Here is a 26,438-nt window from a genome sequence, read left to right as displayed (position 1 = left end):
CATGCGGGCGGACTCGACGAGATGGTCCGTACGCAGCCATTCTCCCGTCCGGGCATGCGCCGCGAGCTGAGCAACAACCAGATAGCAAAGGAGCTCGGCTCGCGCATCGCGATCGAGATTGGTGTCTTCAGCCACGCAGGCCTCCCAGAATCGATTCCACGATGGTGCCAGATGTAACGCTGCGATGAGCACCCAATGCAGCGACCCAAACCGCTATGTGATCTAGAAGATGCTTGCGCGTGTCTTTTTGTCTTCGAGGGTAGGCGCGCGATTTCGCGGCTCAGATCAACCGCCGTTCCAAGCGATATGTCCAGTACTTGATCCGCTCCATTTCAGACAGATATTCTTTCAGATCAATCACCTATTTTTAGAGTTCCGGTGCATGGCACCTCCACGGCACCGCTGCCCCTTGCCGCGGATTGCGATGACTCATGCGACGACCGGCAGTGACCGGCCCAGTTTGAGCCGTTCAAACCATCATTTTGGCCGTCCGCTTCATGTCCTGATCCAGTCCGTCAGGCGTTTTGTGCGGGGTGAGCGACGCGGGGAGTCGAGCAGCACGATTCTCCGACGCGCCGTGTTGCCGGCTTGCCTCTTTTCCTTGTCCGCGTCCTATTTCGACGCCGCCTGATGAGCCGCGAGCACGGCACCCAGTTCTTCGTCGGACATCGCGGGAGCGGAAGTGAACGAGAACAGATCCCCCCATTGAAGTATCCATTCCGCGAGCCCACTAGCATCTGTCGCTTCAACGATGGCAACGCCACTCAATTCACCGATCGCATGCCAGCGTCCCAGCAGCTCGACGTTGTCCGGCGGACGGCCGCCGGTTTTCATGAAGCGCTCGATTGCAAGCTCTTGTGTCGGCGGCAGGCCCTTCCATTGAACAATGAACTTCATTGCAGTCCCCATTCGCAGATTGGCGACGCCGGCTCGTGGCGGGCCGTCGACACCCCACACGCCGCAGCGTCGCGGCGCGTCGACGCCCGGGATCGGGGCTTGGAGTGTTTCCTCATCCACACGATCGGTATGAGGCCACGAGGCGCATAGTTCATCATAGATTGGCCCGCGCAATAGAAACCCTCTGAATACAGCAGCGAATGGCCAACTTTCATAGCAATGCCGCCACATCTACTGCCTGACAATATATAGCAACTACGATTGTCGATTGGGTCTCATTGCGCAGTGACACGTTGCGCCAGACGTATAGCGTCGTCGGTGCCAGGCCGCATGCTCGCCTGAGCAGTTTTCCACTTCTTCGAATGCGGGAGAGCCCGTTTCCGTCGAGGGGCCGGTCGCGGGCCAGTTCCGGTCTTTCGTCATGCTGAGCCGACGGGCATTCAAACGGCGGCTTCAACCTCTGAAGCCGCCGTTCGTCTGTTTCGGGTCCAATCTCCTAACACGCGGACCAAACGCACAACTCGCGCAAGGCACAGGAATCGTTTAGCGCCAGCCAGGCACCACTCAGCTGTCGCCTCCTACTTATGCGTAAATCGCCTCACGGTACCGGTAACGAGGTCTACGTAAAAGAGGTCCCCGGCCGGACCGGATTTCAAATCCACCGGTCCTCCCTGCAGGTCTCTTGCAAAGGACTGTGGCGTATTATTCGGCGGCTGCATTGTCCAGATGCATTTCCGAAGAAGATCGCCAAAGTACAGGGCGTTCCTGAACTCAGGAGGGTAGGTTGTGCTGGTGCCGTCAGTGAATCCAATCGCGGAGATCACACTACCGTTTTGATCAGCCCCACCGCCGGACGGCTTGCCACCGCAGGTCCTTCCCTTGCTGTCTTGGGCCGTAACGTAACTCGCATGAGCGTACGCAAAGAACGGTGCAGTGACGCCGCCAACGCTTCCGCAGTATGCGGTGTTCTGGTAGTCGGGTTGAGGAGCCGCACTGAAGTTGTTGTTGGGGGCCCATCCTTCGAAACACGGCCACCCAAAGTTCTGGCCGGCGACGGTGAAGTGATCGATGGATTCCCAGAGGGTCCAACCCACATTACCGATATACAGTTCATCCGTCATACCGGGCAGTCTGGCGAAGCGGAACGGATTGCGCAGGCCGTTTGTGACAACGGAAACGCTTTGGGTTGTCGCGCCCGGGTTCGTTACCCTGAGAATAACGCCATCGTTGTAGGGCGACACGCTCTGACTGCGAAACGCCCCCTGAGGCAAGTTTGTACCATCGCCGCAAGCGGTATCCAACTGGCCGTAGTCGACCCGGTCGAAGCTTGCGCCATCGCCGGCACTGACATATAGCGTTTTGTTATCGGCTGCGAAGACCAAGCCCCCGATGCTGTGAGACGTATAGTAAAAACACCACGGCTGGCTGGTGGATCCTGCGCGGGGCAGAATCTTCGTTTCGCCTGACCCCGTTAAAAGCGAAAGTTGGCCGCCGGTAAGGACGTTTCCATTACACGCTCCTGTGGTAGGACGCGTCGTGTAAAGCACGTAGACGTTCCCATCATTCTGCGGGTCGACTGCAAGTCCGAGGAGCCCCCGGTCGGCATCATTGCAAACTTCGCTCCCCAAGTCGGCGAGCAACGTACAGGTAGGGGCCGCCAAATCGCAATTCCAAACCTTGCCCCCTTTTTCGGCGACGAAAACCCTGGTCTTGCTTCCGTTAAAGCTTATCGCGGTCGGCTGAGTGAGACAGCCTGCGTATAAGATCTGCTCGGTAAAACCAATGGGAAGCTTCGGTTGCGGCCTGGTCGTGGACGCGGGCTGGCATGTAACCGACTGCCCGACAGCAACATTGGGTACAGCAGCGGCCTGAGCGCGCGCCACATCGGTGAAAGCCAACAATATGAGCAACGCTGCCAGCGTGGCGATCACGGGGCTTCGGCTTGGCCAGCCTTCTACGGAGTGCGGCATCTTATCCTCCCACTCACGGATAGATTCATCGCGAAACCATTTAACGATAGGCCGTTTGCCCACAGGCGGCGGACAAAGTAGCGACGTCGCACGCCGGCAAGCAAGCTGAATGGGAGGATGAGCTGCGGCCGGCACGCGCTTCGCTGACATATGAGACAGGCGCTAAGACGCCGACCGATATCTCGCTGTAAGCTGCCGTTCGAACTGTTGAATAGCGGACGGCCCTTCCGGGCCCGCATTTTGGCATCACCTGTTACGACATCAGCCGCCCGGACCGAGCGAGCGCTCCTGACTGGCTCCTCCTTCAACCGCAGGCCTCGCAGCGTGTCTTCGGGAAAGTACGCAGTCGATGAAGGTATGGGCCCGGTTTTCAGCGTATCTGAACGCCTCATGCTCGGACATGAATTCGAGCCGCTCAGGAAAACCTGCGATCTCCTCGCCGGGATGTCCAGACTTTTTGATGAACCAGGACACCTTGTATCGACGCCCAACGCCATGGAAAGACAACGTCCTGGCTGGAGTGACCTGAACATTGATGCTATACCCGCGGTATGAAGCAAAGATCTGGAAAGACATTGGCGCCCCCTCGTCCCGCTATTGCGCGAACCGACAACGAGTAGCGCGCAACCCGCATGCCGCCCGGAATGTGGCCAGGGAAAGTACCTTGGCAGGCCTCGACGCGCAGATCCACGCTGGCGACCTGATCAATAATCCGCCCGACGGAAGCATTTTGCGGATCATCGCTGTAGCTTTGAAATCGCCGTTGACACCTGCCGAGCAGCTTCGGCCGGGCCTGTTGATGCTAACCAGATCAACGTACGCTTCCTCGTTCCGATGTTCAGGAAGGTGTTCGCGTTGTCGCAATAGTCATCACTGGTCACGCTTCTGTCGCCCTACGCGCTGGCCTACCGAACGTGATACAGATCGCCCCACATGCACGATGCCGCGCATCGCAGCATAGTCTGCTCTCGCCCGCTCGACTTCGAGCCGCGGAACCAGGGTTCCTCCGAAACCGCTGAGGAACTTGAGAATGCCGACATTGGAAATGCCGTCGAAGTCGAAAGTGAGATTTTTTTCCCTGGCATTGCGCATGGCGTGCCATAACAACAGGCCGATGACACCGCCATGGGCATCGTCTTTTCTCGACGACAGCAGGTAATACATCGTGTGCTTATCCCATATCACCGCGATCGCTGAGCACAGGCTGCCGTCCGCCTGGTAGGCGCCAAGCACCATACCCGAGCCCCTCGAGACGAAGGCATCGACGAGTTGCCTCATGACGCGAGTGCCGTACACATTGTCCCGATTCCGGCGCGTCAGATTGGCATCGTAGAAGCTGACGAACAGGTTCGCGTCGGGTATCTGACGAACGGTGTGCTGTTCGCCGGCACGGCGAACCAGATTGCGGGTATTCGGACGAAGTCCGGCCCATACGTCCGGCTCGGCCCTGCCGGGCTCGATCCGCATCGTATAGCTTACGGCGACCCCGAAGCCCAGCAACGCAAATCCCATGGCATCCGAGACGTACGGGTCGAACCGCTGGTGAAACAGCGCGCACTCCGGCAACTGCTCGACCAGGGCTTGCGTTGCACCGAAGCAATGACGCCAGTCATCGTCGCTCGTGCCTCTTGCTGCCGGAATCACGGGACCGAGCGTGCGCGTTAGCGGGGGCAAGGTCGAGAGGCGCCAGATGCCCTTGCGTGTCACGGTGTACGGCATTTCGGCGACCAGTTGACCACGGTCATGAACCGACGCCAGCTTCCAGTTGCCCCCGGTCGCGATATCCAGCCACCAGGGCTCATGGAAAATCGAGCGCCCGTTCAGACCGGCGCGTGCGGCGTGGATGACGGTTGTCCTGGCGTTGCTCACATCGGTGCGCATTCGGTCGACTTCGATTCGTGGTGCAGGCATCAGCTTCACGGAGACGTCTTCGTTAACCATGTTCATGGTACCAGCGTAGCTGTCGCAGGCAGCCACATAAGGATTCAATCGGCTGGAGCGTTTACAGATAACGGGTTTAAATATCGACACGGCCGCCGAGGCTTCATTCATGAAACCCGTTATATAGTCGCTGCCCCGTCGCGCTTTGGCGCCAAACACCGCTGTTGCGGCGTCACGTCAAATTGTGGTCACCGTCCTGAAACGAACCCGGAAAGTGCGGCAGACCAAGCGTAGCGGCAGTTCGGATGCACCACTGTGGGCGATCAGACATTCGAAAATTGAAACCGCCGCCCTACCTTCAGGACATCACCCCGTTGCCGCGCGAGCCCAAGCAACCAGCAGTGTTGTAAAAAATTTATCGGTTTGTAAATTTATCGATTGTCGCCCGCGATCCGGGCGCTGCACCGTCGCCTCCTTGCCTGCGGCGCATCCAGTTTTAATGCTGCATAAAATACCTTGGGCTCTGTTACAAACGGAAATTCTGCATCTTGAACCGAGGACCGATGAACGATACCTTCAGGTCACTCCTGCGGACTACCCTGTCCACGCGGGAGGTGTTTTCAGCGGCGTCCTGGTTCTCAGCCGGTGACGCCGCTTTTTGCTCAAGCTTTTCGGTTGCAGCGTTTCAGATGCGGACCGTCGATGTGCGTCACGCCAGCCAGTGCTCAGCCGTAATCGTTTCGTATTACATATCAGGTGTGAGCGTGGACCGCCAACCCTGCTTTTCTGGCGCTGCGCAGGCCATAGCTCTTATGTATTAGTCCGGCGGCGCCACACCGTGAAATACACGTCTTGAACAGACGTTGCAAAGGGGGATTCATTCGCTTCCCCAGGACTGAGGAGGAGACAGTGCGAGACCATATCTGCCAGCCATACCGGGATCTCGGAGTACACGTACGTGTCGACGAGACCACAGCACTTTCCTTCAATGGTGCCGAGCCACGCTATACCGTCACCTGGTATGTGCATAAGAAAGCTCACTTCATTCCGGAAAACGTGGTTGCAAGTCATGCAGAGTCACTTGAGTTTGCGTGTCCCGAGGAGGCCGTCGCCTACGGTCAGCGTCGTGCGCATACCTTTGTTGATTGCGCATTCCTCGTGTTGAGGAACTGACGTCATCACGTGCGAGTCAGGAGTGCGACCTCCCCAGATCGCATCGGCGGCCTCTTGAGGCAGGTCGTGAATCAGGCCGACCGGCGGCCGCCACTAACGACTGCATTCAGGCGAGTGACGAGTGGCACCCTCGAGAATTACGTGAATGCTAATGTTGAAGCTTCGGACCGGTGTCAGGCGACATCGTGCTTGGGCATCGGCAGCTCTTCAGCCGCCCAGCGTCGGTCACGTATGTATAACACCGGCGCCACATAGGGTGGCTTGCGTTGCGGGTTTTACCACGCTCGCGGTTCATTTCAGAGCGCCTATAACCGTGCGCCACCGCACGCGTGGCGCTCTCATGCGAGGAGTAATCTTCCCCCGAGACGTGATGTCAAACAGGCTGCTTCATGCGGCTCTGGCGAGGCAGCGATGACGGTCCCGGATTTCCACTACGAAATCATCACCGACGAACATGCATTGGCCGGATTGCAACCCGAATGGGACGCGTTGTGGAAACGCGCAGGGGGGCGGCACTACCTGTCGTTCGCGTTCTGCTGGACTGCGTGGCAGCAGGTAGCGAAGCCGAAGGGCAGGTCATTGCGCTGCATTATCCGGCGCGACGAAGGCAGGCTTGCCATGGTATGGCCGCTTGTCCTGCGTCACCGGTTCATGTGGGCCTGCCTGGCACCGCTGTCCCCGGAGGCCGCCGATTACTCGGACATACTCATGGAAGCGCGTGCCGGGACCCTCTCCTGGATCGAAGGCGCCTGGCGCATCGCGACTGGGCACTGTGGCGCCGACTTCGTGCACCTGCCATACCTGCATGAGTCGGCGGACCTATACCGCGTCGCCGGGCAGGACCGGTCGCTCGTAACCAGGCACCGCAACGTTTCATATGTCGCAAAGCTCAGCCTCGAATGCAGGCAGCGCGACTGGACATCGTTCTGCGATTCGCTGACCGTGCTTGAGGAAAGTAAAAAGCCTGGTTCCATCGCGCGTCGCCTGGCGAAAAAAGGGCAACTGGATGCATCGCTGGTAGACCTGTCAGACAAGGGCGCCGTCGCTTCTGCCATCGACCTGATGCTCGAATGGAAGCGCGACTGGGGCGATCGTGTCGGCAAGCATGGGCAGTGGGTGACGTCCGTTCACTACCGGAACTTCCTCGTCGAGTGGCTATCGTCGCCGTTGGCAACGGAAGCCCATCTGCTCGTCGTCGCGCTTGATGGCGAACCGCTCGCGGCGCTGGTGTTCTGCGTTGACAACTGCTGCGCGAGCACAATCATTTCAGGCTTCGACCAGGCGCAGCGCAAGCTCTCGCCCGGTTTGCTGGCGTACGAATATGTCGTGCAATGGGCATTCGACCGGGGGCTGGATCTCGACTTCGGCGCAGGCGACGAGCAGTACAAGCAATTCTGGGCCCGCGGCAACAAGGGGGGCGTCTGGACGTTGCGGACTGTCAGTTCTCCGTGGGGGCGCCTGGGAATGCGTGCTCTACGTCTGCAACAGGGGATCATGTCCCATGCGAAGGGAACGCTGCAGACCCTGCGTAGAACGTGAACACGTCACAGATCCCGGCGCGACGGCGGACATCCTTCATCGATCACACGATCTGTATATTTTCCGATCACGACGCCTCGCTTATTAGGTGCTCCTGCACAACGAGCTCGATTCACTCTTCCCGTTTCGCCAATCGCTTAAGTTTCCGCTCAGGTGCGCGTGCTAGATTGGCTAAGGTGGCAGGTTCCGTTCATCAACGGCAGGAGCCACCGCCCGGACGGAGCAAGGCAGCTACAAAAGAGAGGTGAACCTCATGCCCAAAGGAAAATCTCGCGGCGGCGCCATGATCTCTCCTACTGCTGCTCGAGCAATCTACTTCCTCGAACTGGCCCGGGGCTGTTCACACGTCAGCAGTATGCTTACACCCGATACCCGTACCCGGGCGATCACCGAGGTCATCGGTGAGTTTCGCAACCTGTATGGGGATGAGGAAGTAGCACTGTTTAAAGAGCTACTTGCCGAGGATCTGGAACGACGAGGTAAAGGCGACGCTGCATTGGAAGTACGTGGCTTCACTTGTGCCTAGTCTTACTGTGTCACAAAATTTGTTTGCAGGAGAGCGATACCTGGTAGTATTGAATACTAAAGACTTCGGGCGATCGCGATGAGAGAAGATGTTGTCGACGAATTTGACGCGTATCTGAATCATCTGGGGCAGGCATTAGGGCACGCCGATCGCCATGCCGGCCTCAAAGGTTACTGTTCGGGCCTGGTATTGCCGCTGTCGCGCAAGAGCGTCGAGCCGATGGCCGCGCACATTGACCCACTTCACGCGAGTGCGAAGCACCAGTCGCTCCACCACTTTGTGGCCAAGGCAGGATGGTCTGACCGCGCGGTTTTGCAGCGGGTACGCGAATGGGTGATGCCCGCGTTAGACGCACACGCTGCTGAAGAAAGCGGCTACTACTGGATTATTGACGACACCGGTTTTCCAAAGAAGGGACGTCATTCGGTCGGGGTGGCACGTCAGTACTGTGGGCAGCTTGGGAAACAGGACAACTGTCAGGTCGCCGTGAGCCTGTCAATCGCGACGCAACGTGGCAGCCTGCCGATTGCCTGGCAGTTGTATGTCCCCAAGGAATGGATTGACGACCGGGAACGTGCCCGTCGTGCGGGCATTCCCGACGATCTGGCCTTCGAGACCAAGCCCGAGATTGCGCTGGCGCAACTTCGCGAAGCTGTGGCATCCGGCGTTGCACCGGGCATCGTGCTGGCCGATGCGGGGTATGGCGACGAAACGGCTTTCCGGGATGGCGTAACTGAACTGGGTTTGTTGTACGCAGTAGGGATCCGGCCAGGCACCTCTGTGTGGGCGCCCGGTACGGCGCCACTGCCTCCCAGGCCCTGGAGCGGGCGCGGCAAGCCATCGACATTGTTGCGCCGTGCGCCCGGCCATGAACCGCTCGCGGTGAAGGAACTGGCCATGCTATTACCCGGGAACGCCTGGCAAACCGTAACCTGGCGGGAAGGCAGCAACGCGGCACTTTCCTCACGCTTTGCCGCCGTACGGGTTCGTCCCGCACATCGCGACTATTGGCGGAGCACCGTTCGCGATGAAGAATGGCTGCTCATTGAATGGCCTGATGGCGATACGGAGCCGCTCAAGTACTTTCTCACTACCGCCCCAGTTGAGGCGACACTTGAGCAGCTCGTGTTCGTGACCAAGATGCGCTGGCGCATCGAGCGCGACTATCAGGACCTGAAACAGGAGTTCGGGCTCGGTCATTACGAAGGACGAGGCTGGCGTGGCTTTCACCACCACGCCACACTGAGTATCGCTGCGTATGGGTTTCTGATGGCGCAGCGACTCAGGATGCGCTCGGATGAGCGCGATAAAAAAAACTTCCCCGAACGCGCGCTGCCTGCCCTTCCCCCGGATTACGTCCCACGGGGCAGTCCAGCGCGCTCAACGCCACGTTCCTGATTCCATTACCACGTTGCGGATCCTGCTTGGACTTCGCCTCATGCAACGATGGCACTCTTCCTGTCCGGCGACAGACTGCGCGACTAATTATCTGACACAGTAAGACTAGGAGACACACTTTGCTGATGCAGCAGTACCCGCGCCTTTTCTGACCGGCTTTTTAAGGCCGACCTACGCCAGAAACCACGCCATCTAGTGATGGTTCACCCAGTTGGATGGATGGAATGCGTCGCCGAGTGAGGCGCGCGAGCCGTGATGTCGGCTCGTGGTCTGCGAGGGGAAGTTTTATCCGATAGGGCCGTCGAATATTGATCCGCTCCATTCAGACAAATATTCTTTCAGATCAATCACCCGGCGTCAGAATCCCCGTGCATGGCTCCTCCATGGCACCGCCCCCTTGACGCGGATCGCGGTGACTCTTGCGACGACAGGCAGCGACCGGCCCAGTTTCGGACATCGGCTGGCGTCCCGACTCCGCCATTCGTACGTCTCAAGCTTCCAGATATCGGACATTCAAAGATCGGCGCCGGTCGCCGTTTGAGATCTGAGCGGCCGTCAATGAGCATCGCACATCCGGCACCTTGACGTTTCTCAGTAGGGCTCATCTTCCTTGCGTTCTCTGTCCTTTGAACAACTCGGATGCATCATCAGCATTACAACTTCCTTAGCGATCGACGAACAATCCAAGAGTTTTTATTGGTCTATACCCGTTAATGAATTGGATCAACAATTCGCGATCAGCGTCGTAAACTTCCTGGGAACCTATGACCGGAACGGCAACACCCTCATATCTTACGGTAACCGGAGGCGGCCGGCTGATTCCATACCTTCGGGTCGCCAACTGCTCTGAGTCGTCGGCTACGCGAACATACGTCGTGGCAGAAGCGGTGTCGTCAGTTGGCTGAAGCAGCCAAACATCGCCGATCTTTCTGAGCGGTACGCTGAACCTATCCAGATTTCGTCCCGTTTTGATTCCAGCCCGGTCAAACGGGAAGAAATTATGGGCGCCGTCACGACCGGCAACGCTTGTCTCAATACGTGCAGGCGTATCAGCGACGACGATGCCTTTCTTGTCCGAGAAAAATTGCATTGCAGCTTCAGAATTGCCCCACATCGATTTTGGTTCCATTCTTGCCTGCACGGATTGGAAGTATATATTCCCTTTCGATACAGTCTCCCGGAAACTCAGTTCCTCCTTCGAGAATTCATAGTCCTTGGTTGCGGAGTCGATGCGCCGCATCGATTCAGACTTTATTAAGACTTCGTATCCCACCCCGCGATAATAGTTTTCTGTAAATACTTGGATCGTGAAGGGATCGGTAACCGAATCGACAATCATGACAGGCGATGAGTATGGGATGGGATCGTTTTCCGGCGCTTCCTGGGCACCCGTCGCACAGTAATTCGGAGCCGTAACGAGAACTGCGGCTTCGGCTCCCAACATCTTCAGTACAGGACCGGGCCGAGGAAAAATCGTCCACGGCGAATTTTGACTTGCATTCGCGGTATCCCGGATACGTGTGCACCGCCAGTTGTATGAGATTTCGCGCGGCTCCCGGTTTATGAGGAGTACCACGTTGAGTTCGAACTGGCGAGTTTCGTTAATCGCTGTGGGCGAAGGACAATGAAGATAGCCAGTCAAAGCCTCGTGCCATGCGCTTGATGAATTGAATCCCGCTGGCGTCGACCCGCTTTGCTCGGATCCGACAATCGCACCGAGGCCATGGCCTGTCATGTAAGTAGGAATGTATCGAGGTGGCCCGATTTTCTCGACGTCTTTGCAGATTTTAGACCGCGCCTCATTGTCCTCGGTTCTGCTCAACACTTCGTTCTTGAATCTTGCCTTTTCTTCATCGCTCAGTGAAGACATCGCCCACGTCCGCAACACTGTAACGGCTTGATGCGCAGTTCGATCGGGGACCCTCAAGATATCGTATCGGCCATAAACACCCGATAACGCATATAGAAACGTGGCGTCCTCGAATTTCCCTTGTTTGACACACGCGACCATTGCGGCGTCCAGATCTAGAAGAGTCAGACCTGCAAGCAGATCAGTCCGTTTCAAACACGTGTTTTTTTGGTGCGAGTTTGCACCGATGTCGACACGTGCTTGTCGAGAACTAAGGTCAACCTGAGCGCACGCGAATACCGTAGCGCAAAGACTCGAGATTGCAATCAGGAGCGTGATAGAAAATTTGACAAGGCAGCGTTTTTCTTTATTTGAGCTCATGCCGCGATATGTCCTTTACTCTAATAGAAGTCCCAGGTGCCGCGCTGGGTTACTCCCATTTTGGAGAGAAACGTTGATTCATATAGACCGGTGAATTCTTTGCTCACGTGCTTGAGAACTATCGGCGCAACCTTCCAAGGTTACTGTTGCCCGGCCAACACTCTGCGGGCTATGGTGCCGACACCGAACGACCGCTGTACCTTTGGAAGCTGCCCTTGACGTGACGTCGTATCGAACGACGGGGATGGGTCGTACTGAGCCGTTCAAGTTACTTTTGCTGGGTATTTTGCCGGCCGGCGATAGGTCAGGGGTGGAATGACAGGCGTAAGGCCTGGTCAGATAGGGATTCTCGCCGGCGACGGCGTGCGTACAGAAGCCCTCGCGACGCTCGCCGGCGAGGCCGCCGACTATGTCATCTGCTCCAAAGCAGGTCGCTCGCTTGAGAGGATGGGCCCCAGGTACGCGAGGCGTTTCGGCGTACCGATCCAGATCTACGCGCCCTTCACGTATGACGGTGCTTGGCCCATCTCTTTCAACCTCCTAATTTGATTCCCTCAAGGTGAACACCATCGTGGGATTGTCTCCGTTATATGAGCCAGGATTAGGCGGTGTACAGACGTAAATACCGCTATCATTCACATCAGATGTTGCCCTATTTTCCCCCAAAGATGGGACGGCCCAAAATAGTTCGACCTGGGCATCAGATCCGTCTTGAATAATGTAATTGCAGCGTCCGTGCGTCCCACCCTGCTCGTCTTCTGACTCTGATTCCCACTCGCCAGTAGATTGAGCCGGAATGGACTCCGGTGGACTGGTCACCCACTCTCCAGCTCCAAGAGAACAGTCATTGGGATCAAGCGACAGATCGTGGTTTGTCTTATTGACCAATTGAACAACGGCGCTTATTTGGGCCATCTTTGCCTCCACTTGGTTGAAAGTGGGTTCCGGTAAGGACGGAAGGTTCCGTAAGTGCAGGATGCACTCTCACATAGGGCTTTTAATTTGTCTAGAGAAACTCGCCCGCAGCGAACTTTTCAACCGTTAACAATCTGCAGCATCAAAAAGCATAATTCCAATCCCGATCGCCGTCGCCGCAGCCAGCACGGTGCTGAGCATGCGCCCTGAATAGCCAAGCACTAAACTGCCTTTCTCGAATCGCCAGCAAATTTAACAATTTAGCTATTCAAGTTATCCCGGAGAGGTGCGTGCGAAGGAGCTTTGATGTCGAAATGGTGTTGTGAGATTCGCACGAGCCTTGCATTGTTTGGCATCCAATCGGATTGATTCTTATATGAGGAGGCCGGACTCGAATCACCGGAAAGGTTACACCCGAGCCCTCGACAAGGACTCCGGCAATCGCTCCAAGCTAGAAGAGTCCCGCCGGCTGTGCCGCATCATCCCAGCTGAAAATAATCACCTCCTTTCGCGCAGCCTCCCGCCCTCCACCGCCCACGGTGTACCTGATATCCACCGTCTCGATGTGAAACCCCTCGAACGCCCGACGGATGTCCGGATGGTCGTTGAGGCTCACGATCGCCCTGCCCTTCAGCGATCGCAGACGGGCTGCCATCTCAAGGTATTCGGAGTATGGAAACGGCACGCCGTAGCCTTCAGTCTCCCAGTACGGCGGATCCAGATAGAACAGCGTGTGCGGCCGGTCGTACTTGTCGATACACGCCTTCCAGTCGAGCCGCTCGACGAACGTGTTGGACAGGCGAAGGTGTGCGGCTGACAGTGTCTCCTCGAGCCGCAGCAGGTTTAGCCCCGGTGGTGTGGTCGTCGCCGTGCCGAACGACTGCCCTTCGATCTTCCCGCCAAAGCAGTTCTGCTGCAGGTAGTAGAAGCGGGCCGCCCGCTGGATATCGGTGAGCGTTTCCGGGATCGTGTCCTGCAACCATCTGAACACCTGCCGGCTGGTGAGCGCCCACTTGAACTGGCGCACGAACTCCTCGAGGTGATGCTGCACGACGCGGTACAGGTTCACCAGCTCGCCGTTGATGTCGTTGATCACCTCGACTTTCGCTGGCGGCCTCATGAAGTACAGCGCAGCCCCGCCCGCGAAGACCTCGACATAACACTCATGCTCAGGGAACCGCGGGATGAGATGGTCCGCAAGGCGGCGCTTGCCGCCGATCCATGGAACGATGGGAGTTGCCATATCTGGAATTGCCTTTTCTTTTTCGGTTAGAATTCGGCCCGCCTACCGGTAGGTAGCAGGGCCCTGGCTAATTCACTGGCGTGTTCAGTGGAAAGGTGACCGGGAGAAATGCGCGAACATCATCCCGGTCGCCCTGTCTTTTCCCGCGCCACGAAGCGCGATCAAAGTAACTTTATGCTGCGCGCATCGGGCGGCCGATTGCCCGTGATACGCGCGTGTGGCATGCTGGATCTCCCGTTTCGGACGAGGAACAGCCTGGTCATGGCGCAACCGTCGACACACCATCATGCCGCGACGCGGCACCAGCCGAAGCCCCACGTGGCGCCGGCGTACGTGCAGCAATTCATCGATACCCATCTGGCCGCCGCGCAGGAAGTGCAGCGCAGGTACCAGGTGCCCGCAGGCGTCGTCATCGCCCAGTCTGCACTTGAGAGCAACTGGGGAAGGTCGGTCGTCGGCAACGCCTATTTCGGCGTCAAGGGCCGCGCGCCCAGCGGCGACAGCACCACGTTCACCACTCACGAAGTGATCAACGGCCAGGCGATCAGGATCGACGATGCGTTCCGCGCCTACGGCAGCTATGAAGAGGCCGCCGACGACTACGCGCAGATGCTCCGCAACAACCCGCGTTTCCGGTCGTGCTTTCTCTATACCCGCAGTTCGCAGTTCGCCAACGCACTCGCCCGCAATGGCTATGCGCCGGATCCGTCTTACGCGGTCAAGCTCAACGCCATCATCCGTGCGCATAAGCTCGATCAATACGACGCGCGCAGGACCGCGCCATGATGCGCCGCGCGGTCATCACGGCAGCGCTGATCGTCTGCACGCAGGCGTGCGCGGCCCAGCAACCGTTGGCAGATGACAATGACGCAGCCGCGCGTGCGGCCGACATCACGCGCACCTACGGGCTCTCGGAAGACAGGACCGAATGCCTGCTCTTCGATACCGCCGACAAGGGCGAATACTTTCTGGTGCGGGTGCGCGAAAACCACACCCAGGCCTGCGGCGGTGCCGCCGGCGTCTCGCCTACCCTGTTCTTCCTGAAGATCCGCAAACGCGACGGCTATACGCTCACCACCGCGTACGACAGCGAGCAGTACCTGCCGCTCAGAAGATCCGCAAAGAATTGAGGCGCGTACTGCTCCCCGGCGTTCAATACCTTCAATGTCGGCGGCACCTGCGACCAGTTGATACCGACGGGCCGGATACGCTCAATCCGTTGTGCGCACCACGAGTCCCCTTTATTTTTTCGAACTGGTGACCTAGATTCGTATCCTGATAAGGAGGGAATCATGCTGCACGCATACAAGGTCTACACGATCGACGCGACGCCTGATTTTTCGATTGGAAAATTCTTCGCGCGCGTCCGCATCAGCCGTCCGCCTCGCAGGGACGAAAGAGACGGCGAGACGTTTGAGGCCATTGATCTCGGCCAGTTTGACAACGAATGGTCAGCTGAGGCCTTCGGCCGTGCCTGGGCGGTCGCCTGGATCGATGAGCACTGGGATGGAGACACCGCCACTGCAAGCGGCGAGCTCAGCCCGCCGCTTTATCCGGCCGGCTCGTGAGCGCATCCGAGCGCGCCACCACCGTGTCCGGCGACACCGCGAACTGGGTGATCGCCGCAGCCTGCCTGTCGGCACGCGACGACGAGCCAAAGAAGTATTCCTTCGAGCCGAGCACCATCGCGATCAGAATGCCGAACAGGGTATCGAGCGCACGCATCACGCCGTCGTCGAGCCGGACCTGCCTGGCCGCCAGCAGGAACTCGAGACCAATCACCGCAAACAGCGCGACCGTATACATATAGGCCAGATTACGCGCCGTATGGTCGTGCTCTGCCGCCGCAAAGTTGCGGGCGCTCGCACGATCGTCGGCCGCCACCCGGTCGGCCTGCACCTGGATGCCGGCCATGTTCTCCGCATGCGTGAAACCCGCCTGCCGCATCTTCAATGCGAAATCGTCGTCGGCCTGCTTCAGCGCGAGCAGCTGCTCGGGCGTCATCTGCTGGCCGGTCAGTGCGGTCTTCACCGCGTCGACCGAACCATCCGCCAGACCGAGCCTGCCGGCGATCGCCGAGGCGGCCATTGCCGCGATGCCCGGCACCCCGCCCGTCAAGGCCGTGACAAGCCACGGCGCGACCGTTTTCAGGACATCCATCATGCGCTCACCCCCAGTGCACGATTGAGCTGCCAGCCGTATTCGAACGTCTCGTTCTCGACGCGCTTTTCGGCGCACTCGATGTAATAGACCGACTGCTGCGCGCTCACCATGCCCAGCAGCACCCGATGGCCGTCCGCACCCCGCGCGGCGAGAAAAGCTTTCAGCGCCGCGACCGTCATGGCGCCCATGCCGCCGTCGACGGCGATATCGGCGAATGCACGCTGGTTCTGGTTCAGCACGTTCAGCGCACGTTGCAGGAAGCGCACGCCGGTCGCCGGCCCGGCGTTCACGCCGATATCGAACAGCTTCTCGGCGAGCGCCGGCGAGACCGCGTCGACCAGATCAAACTTCGGCTGCTGCCAGTAGCGGCTGCGATAGATCTGCGCGGCGGTCGGTCGCGGCATGTCGCGCATCGCGCCGGTATAGCCGAACGCGCGGGCGACCGCGGCAGTCACGCCCCACATCGTCTCGCCGCCGGCATCAAGCGCATTGTTCGAGTAGCCGCCCTCGCGGCCGATCAGCGCATCGATTTTTTCGTCAAGTGTCATTGTTTCGTTCCCTGTCTGGTTTCCCGCGTCATGGTCTGTTCCAGCACCTCGAGGCGCTGCTGCTGCAACCGGTTGAGGATGTCGCCTTCGTTGATATGGGTGAACACCCACACGATCGAGCCGACGAGGAACGTCTGCACGATGCCGAGCACGATCCCGAGCACCCACATCGCGCCCCTCGCCGTGTTCTTCATCGCCGCCACCCGGTCGTCGACGTCGCCGATCTGCGCCTCGAGCGCATCGCGTTCCTTCTTCCCCTCATCGACACGCGCCCATAGCAGCTCGATGTCCTTGCGCGCGTTCTGGTTGTGGATCGACATCTGCGCGAGCGCACGATCGAGCGCGGCGACCGGCTGCACCGACGTCTTGATGTCCTCGAGGCTTGCCGCGACGCTGCGCAGCTGCTCGCCGAAACGCGCGATCTGCACCGCCAGATCGTTGTTGTGCTGTTCACCCATCGGGCCGTCCGTTCAATAAAAAAACCGCCTCGCGTCCCATATGCGGGCGCGGGCGGTTTGTGGTGATGCTAGTGGTTATCTTCCGTCGATCGTGTCAGTGCGGTGGCGCCGGCACCACGAGACTGATCTTCCTGCCCTTCTTTTTCCCGTGCCCGACCTTCGCCTTGCCCCGGTTGCCGGCATTCAGCTCGACCTGCGTTTCCCAGCTGCGGCCCGCATAGGTGTTCGTCACCGACTCGATCAGGAAGTCGCCGTCCGCCTCCTTCTTGAAGCCCTTGAGCGTCACCGTCTTCTCGGCCGCAAAGTCCGCCCGGCCGGTCATCGTCATCGTGCTTTTCGCGGTATGGTGATTCAGCTTCTGCAGGCGGGCGTTCGCTGCCGCCTTCGCGGCCTCGGGGCTCGCGAACGCATGCCGCTCGGTGTGCACCGCCGCTGCACCAGGCGGCGCATCCGGGTTCGGGATCGTCAGATCGATCTTCCTGCCGGTCTTCGCGTCATGGACCTTCGTGCGCACGGCAACAAAGCTCGCGCGATCGGGAAACGTGATCTCGTAATCGAGCAGCATGTCGGGCGTGAGCGTGATCGTGGGCAGCGGTTTGCCGCTCACGCTCCGGCCGGCGCCACGTCCCACGACGATCAGCTTGCCCGCCTTCACCGTCGCCGTCGCCCCGGTACCAGTGCAGGCGCCCGGCGCCGTCATCTTCGAGTTTGAGCCGGTTATCGAGAATCAGATCCTTGGCCTTGCTCACACCGACCATGTATGGCCGCAGACCGTACTTCGCCGCCTTGCTGTTGTTACGCACCGAGTCGACGGGCGCCTTCGGCACGCTGAATATTTCCGCATCGATCTGCTTCGCGCCCTTGATCGCCATGATGTTGATGCCGCGCTTCTGCGCGACGCGCACATAGCGATAGACCGCATCCGACGTCGAGCCATCCGACGAGTCAATCGACGCCGCCTTCACGCGCAGCACCCAGCCGTTCGCATGCCGGTAGCCCTGCGTGATCAGATCGGTCAGTGCGCCCCATACGCCACCGACCATCGGATCGGTGCCCTGCTCGAGCACGTTGCCGTAGATTTCATCCCACAGCACCAGCCAGCTTTCCTCGCCACGGCCCCACGCGCGCAGCACGATCGCGATCCGGTCGTGCTGCACGTCAATGCCGGCGGTGAGTACCAGTGCGCCGGCCGGCACGGTGAAGACGTCATAGTCGAGCGCACGCTCGGCGAGCAGATCGATCTCCGGAATATCGCTCTCGTATCGGTACGGGCGGCCTTCGGTGTTGTTGACGAACGAGCGCATCTTCGTGTCGTCGCCCGCGCGCAGCGCTTTTTCCGCGACGAGCCGCTTCTTCACGAGCTCCGCGAGGCGCGAGCCGGGAAAGGGCGACACGAGCTCGTTCAGACGGAAGCCGGCGACGCCGTGAAAGGCGGCGGTGGCGACCCACCGGCCGCGGCGCACTGCGCGAAATCGCGCCGTGTCGTCCCACAGACTGCCGCAGAACGGACAGGCGTAACGTGCGGACGCGGGCGTTGCCAGACCGAACACCTCATGCGGCGCCTCGGCATTCTCGGACCACGTCACATTGTCCCAGGCCAGCTCGTGCTCCTCGCCACAATCGGGACACGGCACCAGATACCGGCGCTGGTCCGACGACTCATAAGCCTGCGCGATGCGCGAGAAACCGTCGATCGTCGGCGTGCCGCCGAAAATCACCTTGCGGCGGCTGTCGGAGTAGCTCTTGTTGCGCTCCTCGAGCAGCGTGATCGAATCGCCCTGCTCGCGAACGTTCTGGTTCGCGTCGTCCGGCTCTTCCACGGCAACCACGGGCGCCGGAGTCGACTTCACATCATCCGGTGCATTCGACGTGATGAACTTGAGAAACCCTCGGGCGAACGTCTTGTGGTCCCACAGGTTGTTCTTGTCACGGCCCGCATGCACGGGCAGTTTCGCGGACAGGCGCGGCGTCACCTCGACCATCGGCTCGAACTTCTCGAGGTTGAATTTTTTCGCCGACTTTTCCTTCGCGAACATGATGATCATCGGGCACGGATCGATGTCGATACGTCGCCCGACGTAGTTCAGCAGAACGCCATCGGTCCATGCCACCTGTGCGGACTTCATGCATACGACCTTCTGCACGCGCGGATCGTCGAGCGCGGCGTGCATACCGTGCACCCACGGCGTGATGTCCGGGTTGTACTTACCCGGGCTCGCTGCCGCCTTCGCGCTCAAACGGCGATAGCGCCTCGCCCAGTCCGTCGTCCCGATCTTCTCGGCCGGCGTCAGCAGCTTCGCCAGGCGCCGGATCACTGCGCGCACGGTCTGGGTCGTATCCAGCCAGCTGCTCGAGACATCCATTGATGTGTTCATTCAACAACTCGACATCGACGTCGACCCCATAGAGCGTGCGCATCTCCTGCGCGATCCTGTCCGGCAGCGACAGCAGGTCCGACTGGAACGCGCCGACCATCTGGCCATAGGCGCGTTCCAGCTGCTCTGCGTTGACGAGCTGCCCCTTCTTCTCCGCGAGCGTAAGGATCTTGATCTCGCGCTCCACACGCTCGGTCATCGCGCGCTCGGTGGCAAGGTCGTATCCGCCGTCGCCGACCCGACCAGACGCGATACCACGAAGATGCCGGATGTACTCGACGCGGATCTCGTCGATCGATGCCTGCCGGTAGTCGATGCCGAGCTTGTCGACGAGGCGCGAAACTGCCGACTGGTCGAGGTCCAGGTGGTCGGCGATCTGCTGTTGGGTTGGCATGAATATGCCCCCCTGGGGAATCACCAGTAGAGAAAAAACGCGGGTGCGAGCCCCCGTGTCCAGAACTGCTATAGGGTCCCCGGCTGCGTCGCGGCCTTGCCGCATCTGGCTCAAAGCCTTGCTGGGCGGGCTATCCGGGCCGATGACTGCGCCTTTTGGAAGGTCCAATGCAAAAAGCCCCGAGGCTTGCGCACTCAGGGCTTTGGGAATTCGTTTCGTTTTGTTCAGGCGAGCGGACCCGCCGTACCTAACGAGCTCCACTTATTGTTGTTGTGTCTCGAAAGGGCTGCACGACTAACGCGCGGTGCCAGCGAACTTCATTGGAAACGGAGTCTATGCGAATCATTTTGGATTCGCAAGTGGTTTTGCGCGCAGCTCACGACGCAGTTGCAGATCCGTCCACTCGTCGAGCGCCGCCAGCATGCGCAACGACGCCTCGAACCGCTCATGCCAGTGGGCCTGATACTGGCCGAGCGACACCTGCATTGCGTGCGCGCGCTGCGCCGGAATCTGCCAGCGCTTGCCGGTGCCACTGCACACGCGGCAGACCTGACGCGACACCGACTTCGCCCGGGTTACGATCCGGCCAATGCCGGCGCACGCCGGACATCCATCAAACTCTGTCCGCGTCATCAATTCGCAAATGGGCAAACCAGTCGTCGGCGCTTCATAACGCTGGCCTCGCTTCACCGGTTCGTCGCGCGCGACTCCATGCGGCCATGAGCAGAATGGCGTGACATGGCTACCGACTGCAACCCTGCCGGTCGCGCCGCATTTGCCGCAAGCAGCGGTGCCCGACTCAACACCTTCCTTGCCACCGACGTTGCCGCGCCCGCTGCACGCGCCGCACATGTCATCGAGCCACGCTTCGAGCACAGCCGCGGAGAATCGCTCGATCACATCGCCCATCGGAGATTGCGGCGTCGCGTGCGGGGCCTCGCGAATCTCGCGCTTGAACGCGATGTACTTTCCGCGCCGGAACCGCACGCTCGAACGCTCACGCTTCGCGAGAAGCAGCACCGCGCGATGCAACCCCGACCGGCGTTTGTCGTCACCGTATTTCATACGCAGCAGCAATGCGCCGAGTTCGTCGACCCTGGCGAGCGCGCCGATCTTCAACGCGACGTCGCCGACCGGGTCGGCCGTCTGCGAGCGCGGATTGATGGCTACACCGACCTGCTCTTTCAATTCGATTTCGTACATGGTTCCCCCGGTCCTCAGTCTTCGTACTGGCCGATGTGCGGTCGGCAATAGCCGCGCCGCGTCGAGCCGGCGCCGATGATGGTCGTGGCGGCATGCGTGCAGCGGCAACCGTTTTCGACGTGAGCACAGACCCGATCGTCAGCCGCACTCACGGTTTGCGATGTCGCATTTGCGGGCCTGGCAATCAGCGCGTCGTTGCGACGACGGCGCAACTCCTCCCAGTTCTTTCGCAAACGCGCTGGCGACGTGATGACCTTCGCCCAGAACCTGTCACGGTTCGCCCACCCAAACAGCCGCGCGATGTCCTCCCGGCTACGACCATCGACGCGCTGAATATCGTCGACGTCACGCGCCCATTGACTCATGTCCGGCTTGGGGAAATCGTGCAGGCGCGTCCGAATCCGCTCGAACATCCAACGCTCAAGCGATAAATCCGCTTCGTCCTGTTTTTCTCTCTGAACGTCCTTAGCTTCGTTAACCGCTAAGGGTTGAGATAGAGAGGGTTTACTTGTATTTCTGTTTACTGGTTTATTAGTAGGAACGTGGTTCCGGTAACTTTCCGGATTCACTGCCTGCAGGGGCTCCGCGCCGGGCACTTCGGAACGACGTTCATCCAGTTCCGCGGGGTTACCGGAATGTGGTTCCGGATTGCTCGTTTCCTGTGCAACTTCGGAACCACGTTCATCTAACTCCCCAGGGTTACCTGAACGTGATTCCGGATTGCCCAACATCACGGCATCGTCCGCGAGATCGAAATCAATGGCATCACGCTGACGGCGCGCGACGTCCGCCGGGATTGAGAGTCGGTAGTGCGCATGCGCCCAGCGACGCGTCGGCCTGCGCGACTTCCAGCGCGTGAGCCATCCGTTGCGCTCCGCGACCTCGAGGTGATTGCTGACGCAACGCTCCGAGAGGCTCGCCTTCTCGGCGATCGTTTCGACAGACGGCCAGCAGGTGTCGTCCATCGCATTGGTGTATTCGGCGATCACGAACAGCACCAGCTTTGTGGTCGACGGCAGTTCACTGCCCGTCATCGCACGGCGCCAGGTGAAGAAAGGGGACACGGTGGTCATAGATCAATATCCTGAGCCCGGGTCGGCAAAGTTTTCGAACCGGGTTATTGCGTTCTGGAATGCGAGTCGCACGGTGCCGATCGGCCCGTTGCGCTGCTTCGCGATGATGATTTCCGCAGTGCCGCGATCAGCGCTGTCGGGGTTGTAGACTTCGTCGCGATAGATGAACAGGATGACGTCGGCGTCCTGTTCGATCGCGCCCGACTCGCGCAGATCGGACATGACAGGACGTTTGTTCGGGCGTTGCTCGAGGCCGCGGTTCAGCTGCGACAGCGCGACGACAGGCACGCGCAGTTCGGTCGCAATCTGTTTGAGCGAGCGCGATATCTCGCTCACCTCCGCCGCGCGCATGTCCGAGTTGCCGCCATCGCCCGACATCAGTTGCAGGTAGTCGACGACGACAACGCCCAGGCGCCCGCACTCGCGGTGCAGCCTGCGCAGCCGGCCCTTGAGCGTTGAAGGCGTAACCGCAGCAGCACAGCAAATTCTCGAAACCATACGCAAACATTAGGAGGTGAAATGAAAATCAGGTTGGATGAGTGGCTGAAACGCGAGTTCGATCCTCCGCCGGCGATCCGTACAGCGCGCCTTTGGATCAACGCGGGAAAAATCTTTCCCACGCCGATCAAGGTCGGGCGCTCTTACTACGTCGAACAGAACGCGGTCTTTCAGGACGGCACGGTTCGCCCACGTCTTGCACAACGAATTCCACAATAACTATGGCAGCACGACCACGCATTCGGCGCCGTGCCAACTGGCCGGCCAACATGCACGAACCACGCCCTGGCTATTACACCTGGCGCGACCCGCGTGACGGGAAGACGTATGTCCTCGGGCGCATCGACCTCGCACTCGCGATCTTTGAAGCGCAGGAGGCGAACGCCAAGGTAGTGGCTGGCAAAGTAGCAACGAGCCTTGCTGAACGGCTGGACACGCCGCGCGAGACTATCGGCGATCTATTGGACAAGATGCCCGTTGGCAAGGCAAAGCCCGAGACGGTGCGCCACAGGAAGTACGTGGATTCCGCGATTCGCGACGAGATCGGGAAGGTCCCGTGCGCGGCCCTGACGACGAAACACGTCGCCGACATGCTGGAGAAGGTGGAAGCGCGCGGCAAAATGCAATGGGCTGTTCACATCCGCAGTCGCATGCGCGCCGTGTGTCGCCGAGGGATGGCACTTGGCTGGATGGACAGGAACCCTGCCGACGCCACCGACAAGGCAAAAGTTACGGTGAAGCGCCGACGACTGACGTTCGAGGAGTTCCAGGCGATCTACGAGAAGGCGCCGCAGGTGGCTCTATGGCTGCAAAATGCGATGCTGCTGGCACTTGTTTCCGGGCAGGACCGTTCCACGATAGCGCGCTGGGAGCGCAGCTTCCAACAGGACGGCCATGCAGTGCTGACGCGTGGCAAGACCGGCGTACGCATCGCGATCCCGCTTGAATTGCGCATGGACGTGCTCGGGATGTCGCTCGCCGACGTAATCGCGCGCTGCAGGTCCACGGGGATCGTCAGCAAATACCTGGTCCACCACATCAGGCCAAACGTAAACGCGCCCAAAGGCGCTGCGATCAAGATCAAGACCTTCACGTCGAAATTCAAGGAAGCACGCGACCTCGCCGGCATCACGGGCGACGACGCGCCGACCTTCCACGAAATGCGCAGTCTGACGAAACGACTTTACATGGAACAGGGCGGCGTCGACACCAAAGCGCTACTCGGGCATATGACAGACGCGATTGCTGACCTGTATGCAAATTCACGTGGCCTTGAACCTCTGAAGGTGAAGATCAGCAAAAGGTGACCGGGGTAAGGGCGCTGGTATCAGACGCATATCGATCGTCACACAGGTGAACCATGATTGTGCCGCATCTAGGGTCCCACTTCGACCCACAAGGGACGGCCAAATCTTCAAAAAACGGACACCCCGCAAGCGCGCGCAACCGCGCACCGTTACTCAATGGGGCACATGAACAGAAGCAAAGACGCACCCTTAAAGGGTCCAAAGGTTTGACTGGGGCAATGCAGGGCGATCCGACGTTGAACAGAAGGCGTGCAATCTAACCCAACTTCCCAAAAAATCGTTCAACCAGATCGGGCTTGTCTAGTTGTGCTATCCACCATTCCAAAGCATGCCCTATTTTGTCTTCGCGCCAGGCCAGGTAGCAATTTGTGTATTCGCGCACGCCCACAACGCGTCGCACCACGAGTTTCCCTTCGCGTATCGGCCCTTCCGCTACGCGATCGGGCAGCATTCCGACAGCGATACCTTCGCACAATGCTTCAACCTTGGCCCCCAGTGTCGGGACGACAATTACGATCTGTCCGTTATGTTTGGCCACGGATTGAGGTCGCAATTGGCGAGATGTGTCACTTATAACAACACCCCGGTATCTTGCGATCACCCCGCTATCCAACGGCTCTGGGAAATCGGCGAGTGGGTGGTCTGGTGCAACGACGAACACGTGACGGAGCGTGCCGATTGGCCGGGCTGCGATATTGGACGCATGCGGCGGCTCGCCAAATGCGCCCACGGCCAGGTCGGCGCGCTGGGTAACCAGCGCGTCCCATACCCCCCCAAGCACCTCGGTGGAAAGGCGCAACTGGGTAACCATCTCTAGATCATAGAAAGCGCGGACATGTGACCACAACGCTGCGGAGGGCAAGATAGCATCCAGGCATATTCGCAGCTCAGATTCCCAGCCGTCCTGTATCCCCTTCGTTTTGACTTCCAGATCCCGGGCGGTCCGCAGAAGCTGACGCCCCTCATTGACAAGAAAACGACCAGCCTGCGTGAGTTTTGCTCGTCTGCCGCTGCGATCAAAAAGCTCGACATCGATCTCGCCCTCCAATTTCTGCACGAGATACGTGAGGGACGAAGGAACGCGATGCAACGATTCGGCCGCTTCAGCAAATGTGCCGGTGCGGTCGATCGCGTCCAAAACCTCAAGAACTTCAAACGAAAGGCTTATCGCCATAGGAGCTTACGTCCTCAAGGTATTGCTAACAATTTGCAGCAGCGCTTTCGCGCTCTTATGCATGGGTTCACTCGGGGGCGGTTCAGGACAGGATTGATGCAGTCTTGCAAGCAAATTCTCTCGGCTGCACAGCCGCGGCCAATTGAATCGACAGGGCCCGCAACGGTGCGCGAGTCTAAGCTATTTGACACCGTTGGCATACTGTTGCGTGACTGCCGCGCATAACGGGAGTCACACCCGTCGAATTGTCAACGACCTAGGTGACCGTGTCGAATGTCTCAAACTGGCCGATTCCCGTCTTATGCAATTGGCATACGTCGCCCGCCTCGAAGGCCTCGGGCGGCCGGCGGCACGCGACCCATCGCGGCCCTTCGGGCCGAGCGTGGTGAATGACCGGTCCCAAGGTGTAGACACGTTCGAGTGATGCCAGAAGTCGCTTGAAATAGTCGGTTCGCGCGGCCTCAAGCGCGGCGGTGCTAGGCCCAGTACTTGAGAGCTTCCGCAGGCCACCTGCATAGCGGCGCGGCCCCGCAATGCGACCGAATCGAGTTATTCCCCAGGCGCTTTGTCACGAGAGAATCGACCGTCGCGGCGAGCGTTTCGATATCTACGGGCTTGCGGAGAAAAAAATTCCATAGTCCAGTTCTATCTAACGGCGGCGACCGCGCCGACGTCATGACGATCGGAATCAAGGCCAGTGCCGGATAACACTTCAGCTGCTCACATAAGACGTCCCCGTCCATGCGCGGCATGTTCCAGTCGGTGACAATTACATCAGGAAGGCAATGACCTGCCATTTCCAGCGCCGATTGCCCATCGCCCGCGAGCACAACGTGATGGCCCCGTCCCTCCAAGGCAACCTGAAGAAGCCACAACGAATCGGGGTCATCGTCAACAATCAGGATGATAGACATAGCGAGAGCCCAGTGAGGCTCCCTTTTTTCAGCAACTGCTATGCCGCCCCGAACGTCGCTTCGGTTCTTTGAAATCCCGAGAGTCAGCACAGAATCTCCCCCTGAACCTCGAATGGCGTCCATCCGGTCGCTATGTGGGGTTTGTGAGGCCGCGCGGCTGCGATTAAATAGGCCTAGCTCCGCTGCAACTCGTCTTCGCAGGCTGCATAGATCTTGCAGACAACTGGTGACCAGTAGTCCAACCGCCAGCCATCGGTGAACAGTTGCGCGAGAAAATACGAATCTGCAAACATGGGGAACCCTGCAAAACCCAGTGCTACCTTTTCCGATAGGGCGCCGAGGTGAACGCAGTCCGTCCAGTCGGCTCGGGCTCCGTTGCCGTTTAGCCAGATGCTCAGCAACTCCTCAACATGAACGGTTCGCATCCAACCGCTTGTGCGCGCTCGCGCGACCAGCTGCCCCACCACCAGGTAGCAGAGCAGTTCAGCGCGGGCCTGGTCGTCAAGGTTGCTCAAATAGATCATCCGTGTTCGGTGTCGCGCCGGTTGAGTCCGTGCCT

General features: G+C 59.4%; 24 protein-coding genes and 3 pseudogenes. 9 read left to right on the top strand and 18 right to left on the bottom strand.

All coding sequences use genetic code 11. From position 1 onward, the window contains the following. Positions 1 to 612: 612 nt before the first annotated feature. The 4 genes from ACOCG7_RS04175 to ACOCG7_RS04160 all read right to left on the bottom strand — a co-directional run bounded on the left by ACOCG7_RS04175 (position 613) and on the right by ACOCG7_RS04160 (position 4,919). Positions 613 to 897, bottom strand: coding sequence for a DUF3303 domain-containing protein (locus ACOCG7_RS04175; protein ID WP_083086389.1), 285 nt, complete (start codon positions 895 to 897; stop codon positions 613 to 615). Positions 898 to 1,475: 578 nt separating this feature from the next. Then, entirely contained in the window at positions 1,476 to 2,867 is a 1,392-nt protein-coding gene (locus ACOCG7_RS04170; RefSeq protein ID WP_416448122.1) for a PQQ-dependent sugar dehydrogenase, read from the bottom strand. A gap of 261 nt (positions 2,868 to 3,128) precedes the next feature. After that, positions 3,129 to 3,443 (bottom strand): hypothetical protein, encoded by a 315-nt coding sequence (locus tag ACOCG7_RS04165; RefSeq protein ID WP_083086386.1) that lies wholly within the window; start codon positions 3,441 to 3,443, stop codon positions 3,129 to 3,131. Between the two features lie 294 nt (positions 3,444 to 3,737). Next, on the bottom strand, positions 3,738 to 4,919 hold the full coding sequence (locus ACOCG7_RS04160) for a GNAT family N-acetyltransferase (RefSeq protein ID WP_421376940.1): 1,182 nt from the start codon (positions 4,917 to 4,919) through the stop codon (positions 3,738 to 3,740). Between the two features lie 738 nt (positions 4,920 to 5,657). Between ACOCG7_RS04160 and ACOCG7_RS04155 the strand changes: the two genes are divergently transcribed. The 4 genes from ACOCG7_RS04155 to ACOCG7_RS04140 all read left to right on the top strand — a co-directional run bounded on the left by ACOCG7_RS04155 (position 5,658) and on the right by ACOCG7_RS04140 (position 9,384). Further along, positions 5,658 to 5,921, top strand: coding sequence for a hypothetical protein (locus ACOCG7_RS04155; RefSeq protein ID WP_143326721.1), 264 nt, complete (start codon positions 5,658 to 5,660; stop codon positions 5,919 to 5,921). 411 nt (positions 5,922 to 6,332) lie between these two features. Further along, positions 6,333 to 7,460, top strand: a complete 1,128-nt coding sequence (locus ACOCG7_RS04150; protein ID WP_083086381.1) for a GNAT family N-acetyltransferase — start codon at positions 6,333 to 6,335, stop codon at positions 7,458 to 7,460. A 253-nt stretch (positions 7,461 to 7,713) separates the two neighbouring features. Continuing rightward, positions 7,714 to 7,986, top strand: a complete 273-nt coding sequence (locus tag ACOCG7_RS04145) for a hypothetical protein (protein ID WP_083086380.1) — start codon at positions 7,714 to 7,716, stop codon at positions 7,984 to 7,986. Positions 7,987 to 8,064: 78 nt separating this feature from the next. After that, positions 8,065 to 9,384, top strand: a complete 1,320-nt coding sequence (locus ACOCG7_RS04140; RefSeq protein WP_421376937.1) for an IS701 family transposase — start codon at positions 8,065 to 8,067, stop codon at positions 9,382 to 9,384. A 664-nt stretch (positions 9,385 to 10,048) separates the two neighbouring features. On the opposite strand, the gene ACOCG7_RS04135 is transcribed toward ACOCG7_RS04140, so the two are convergent. Next, positions 10,049 to 11,614 carry a hypothetical protein gene (locus tag ACOCG7_RS04135; RefSeq protein ID WP_421376935.1) on the bottom strand — a complete coding sequence of 522 codons (1,566 nt, stop codon included), beginning with the start codon at positions 11,612 to 11,614 and terminating at the stop codon, positions 10,049 to 10,051. A gap of 1,366 nt (positions 11,615 to 12,980) precedes the next feature. Next, a complete protein-coding gene (locus ACOCG7_RS04130) occupies positions 12,981 to 13,772 on the bottom strand; it encodes a DNA adenine methylase (protein ID WP_347143366.1) in 792 nt (263 codons plus the stop codon). Positions 13,773 to 13,880: 108 nt separating this feature from the next. On the opposite strand from ACOCG7_RS04130, the gene ACOCG7_RS04125 reads away from it, so the two are divergent. The 3 genes from ACOCG7_RS04125 to ACOCG7_RS04115 all read left to right on the top strand — a co-directional run bounded on the left by ACOCG7_RS04125 (position 13,881) and on the right by ACOCG7_RS04115 (position 15,340). Continuing rightward, positions 13,881 to 14,558 (top strand): glycoside hydrolase family 73 protein, encoded by a 678-nt coding sequence (locus tag ACOCG7_RS04125; protein ID WP_421376933.1) that lies wholly within the window; start codon positions 13,881 to 13,883, stop codon positions 14,556 to 14,558. Then, positions 14,555 to 14,902 (top strand): hypothetical protein, encoded by a 348-nt coding sequence (locus ACOCG7_RS04120; RefSeq protein ID WP_347143367.1) that lies wholly within the window; start codon positions 14,555 to 14,557, stop codon positions 14,900 to 14,902. Before ACOCG7_RS04125 ends, ACOCG7_RS04120 begins: the two co-directional genes overlap by 4 nt. Before the next feature lie 162 nt (positions 14,903 to 15,064). Continuing rightward, positions 15,065 to 15,340 carry a hypothetical protein gene (locus tag ACOCG7_RS04115; protein ID WP_421376930.1) on the top strand — a complete coding sequence of 92 codons (276 nt, stop codon included), beginning with the start codon at positions 15,065 to 15,067 and terminating at the stop codon, positions 15,338 to 15,340. Here the strand turns inward: ACOCG7_RS04115 and ACOCG7_RS04110 are convergent. From ACOCG7_RS04110 to ACOCG7_RS04070, 9 genes and pseudogenes are all read right to left on the bottom strand, one after another. Continuing rightward, complete coding sequence (locus ACOCG7_RS04110) at positions 15,309 to 15,878, bottom strand: hypothetical protein (protein WP_421376928.1); 570 nt, start codon at positions 15,876 to 15,878, stop codon at positions 15,309 to 15,311. The two genes, ACOCG7_RS04115 and ACOCG7_RS04110, sit on opposite strands and share 32 nt — an antisense overlap. A gap of 53 nt (positions 15,879 to 15,931) precedes the next feature. Then, positions 15,932 to 16,483, bottom strand: coding sequence for a glycoside hydrolase family 108 protein (locus ACOCG7_RS04105; protein WP_421376926.1), 552 nt, complete (start codon positions 16,481 to 16,483; stop codon positions 15,932 to 15,934). Beyond that, the gene (locus ACOCG7_RS04100; RefSeq protein ID WP_114162730.1) at positions 16,480 to 16,941 is read right to left on the bottom strand and encodes a hypothetical protein; all 462 of its coding nucleotides are present in this window, start codon (positions 16,939 to 16,941) and stop codon (positions 16,480 to 16,482) included. The genes ACOCG7_RS04105 and ACOCG7_RS04100 overlap by 4 nt, the downstream gene beginning before the upstream one ends. A 94-nt stretch (positions 16,942 to 17,035) precedes the next feature. After that, positions 17,036 to 17,611, bottom strand: a pseudogene (locus ACOCG7_RS04095) (phage late control D family protein); the annotation flags it as partial. Positions 17,612 to 17,669: 58 nt separating this feature from the next. Continuing rightward, a pseudogene (locus tag ACOCG7_RS04090) lies at positions 17,670 to 19,112 on the bottom strand (terminase gpA endonuclease subunit); the annotation flags it as partial. A gap of 34 nt (positions 19,113 to 19,146) precedes the next feature. Further along, entirely contained in the window at positions 19,147 to 19,710 is a 564-nt protein-coding gene (locus ACOCG7_RS04085) for a MarR family transcriptional regulator (RefSeq protein ID WP_421376924.1), read from the bottom strand. A 342-nt stretch (positions 19,711 to 20,052) separates the two neighbouring features. Continuing rightward, positions 20,053 to 20,913 carry a hypothetical protein gene (locus tag ACOCG7_RS04080; protein WP_421376922.1) on the bottom strand — a complete coding sequence of 287 codons (861 nt, stop codon included), beginning with the start codon at positions 20,911 to 20,913 and terminating at the stop codon, positions 20,053 to 20,055. Positions 20,914 to 20,927: 14 nt separating this feature from the next. After that, positions 20,928 to 21,986: a helix-turn-helix domain-containing protein gene (locus ACOCG7_RS04075; RefSeq protein ID WP_421376920.1), complete on the bottom strand. Its 1,059-nt coding sequence runs from the start codon at positions 21,984 to 21,986 to the stop codon at positions 20,928 to 20,930. A gap of 3 nt (positions 21,987 to 21,989) precedes the next feature. Next, positions 21,990 to 22,457, bottom strand: a pseudogene (locus ACOCG7_RS04070) (DnaB-like helicase C-terminal domain-containing protein); the annotation flags it as partial. Between the two features lie 48 nt (positions 22,458 to 22,505). Between ACOCG7_RS04070 and ACOCG7_RS04065 the strand changes: the two are divergent. Beyond that, complete coding sequence (locus ACOCG7_RS04065) at positions 22,506 to 22,703, top strand: excisionase (RefSeq protein WP_114163809.1); 198 nt, start codon at positions 22,506 to 22,508, stop codon at positions 22,701 to 22,703. 50 nt (positions 22,704 to 22,753) lie between these two features. Then, on the top strand, positions 22,754 to 23,791 hold the full coding sequence (locus ACOCG7_RS04060) for a phage integrase central domain-containing protein (RefSeq protein ID WP_347143373.1): 1,038 nt from the start codon (positions 22,754 to 22,756) through the stop codon (positions 23,789 to 23,791). Positions 23,792 to 24,047: 256 nt separating this feature from the next. Here ACOCG7_RS04060 and ACOCG7_RS04055 read toward each other — a convergent pair whose 3' ends face one another. The 3 genes from ACOCG7_RS04055 to ACOCG7_RS04045 form a co-directional block, all read right to left on the bottom strand. Continuing rightward, the gene (locus ACOCG7_RS04055) at positions 24,048 to 24,965 is read right to left on the bottom strand and encodes a LysR family transcriptional regulator (RefSeq protein ID WP_083086813.1); all 918 of its coding nucleotides are present in this window, start codon (positions 24,963 to 24,965) and stop codon (positions 24,048 to 24,050) included. A 476-nt stretch (positions 24,966 to 25,441) separates the two neighbouring features. After that, positions 25,442 to 25,879 (bottom strand): response regulator, encoded by a 438-nt coding sequence (locus ACOCG7_RS04050; RefSeq protein ID WP_114163811.1) that lies wholly within the window; start codon positions 25,877 to 25,879, stop codon positions 25,442 to 25,444. 173 nt (positions 25,880 to 26,052) lie between these two features. Beyond that, a complete protein-coding gene (locus ACOCG7_RS04045) occupies positions 26,053 to 26,403 on the bottom strand; it encodes a hypothetical protein (protein ID WP_083082456.1) in 351 nt (116 codons plus the stop codon). Positions 26,404 to 26,438 lie beyond the last annotated feature (35 nt).

Origin of the sequence: Paraburkholderia sp. DD10 (genome assembly GCF_049177125.1) — a bacterium.
GTDB classification, from domain to species: Bacteria; Pseudomonadota; Gammaproteobacteria; order Burkholderiales; family Burkholderiaceae; genus Paraburkholderia; species Paraburkholderia terricola.
Note: the sequence above shows the minus strand (reverse complement) of the source record. Positions and strands in the feature narration are given on the sequence as shown.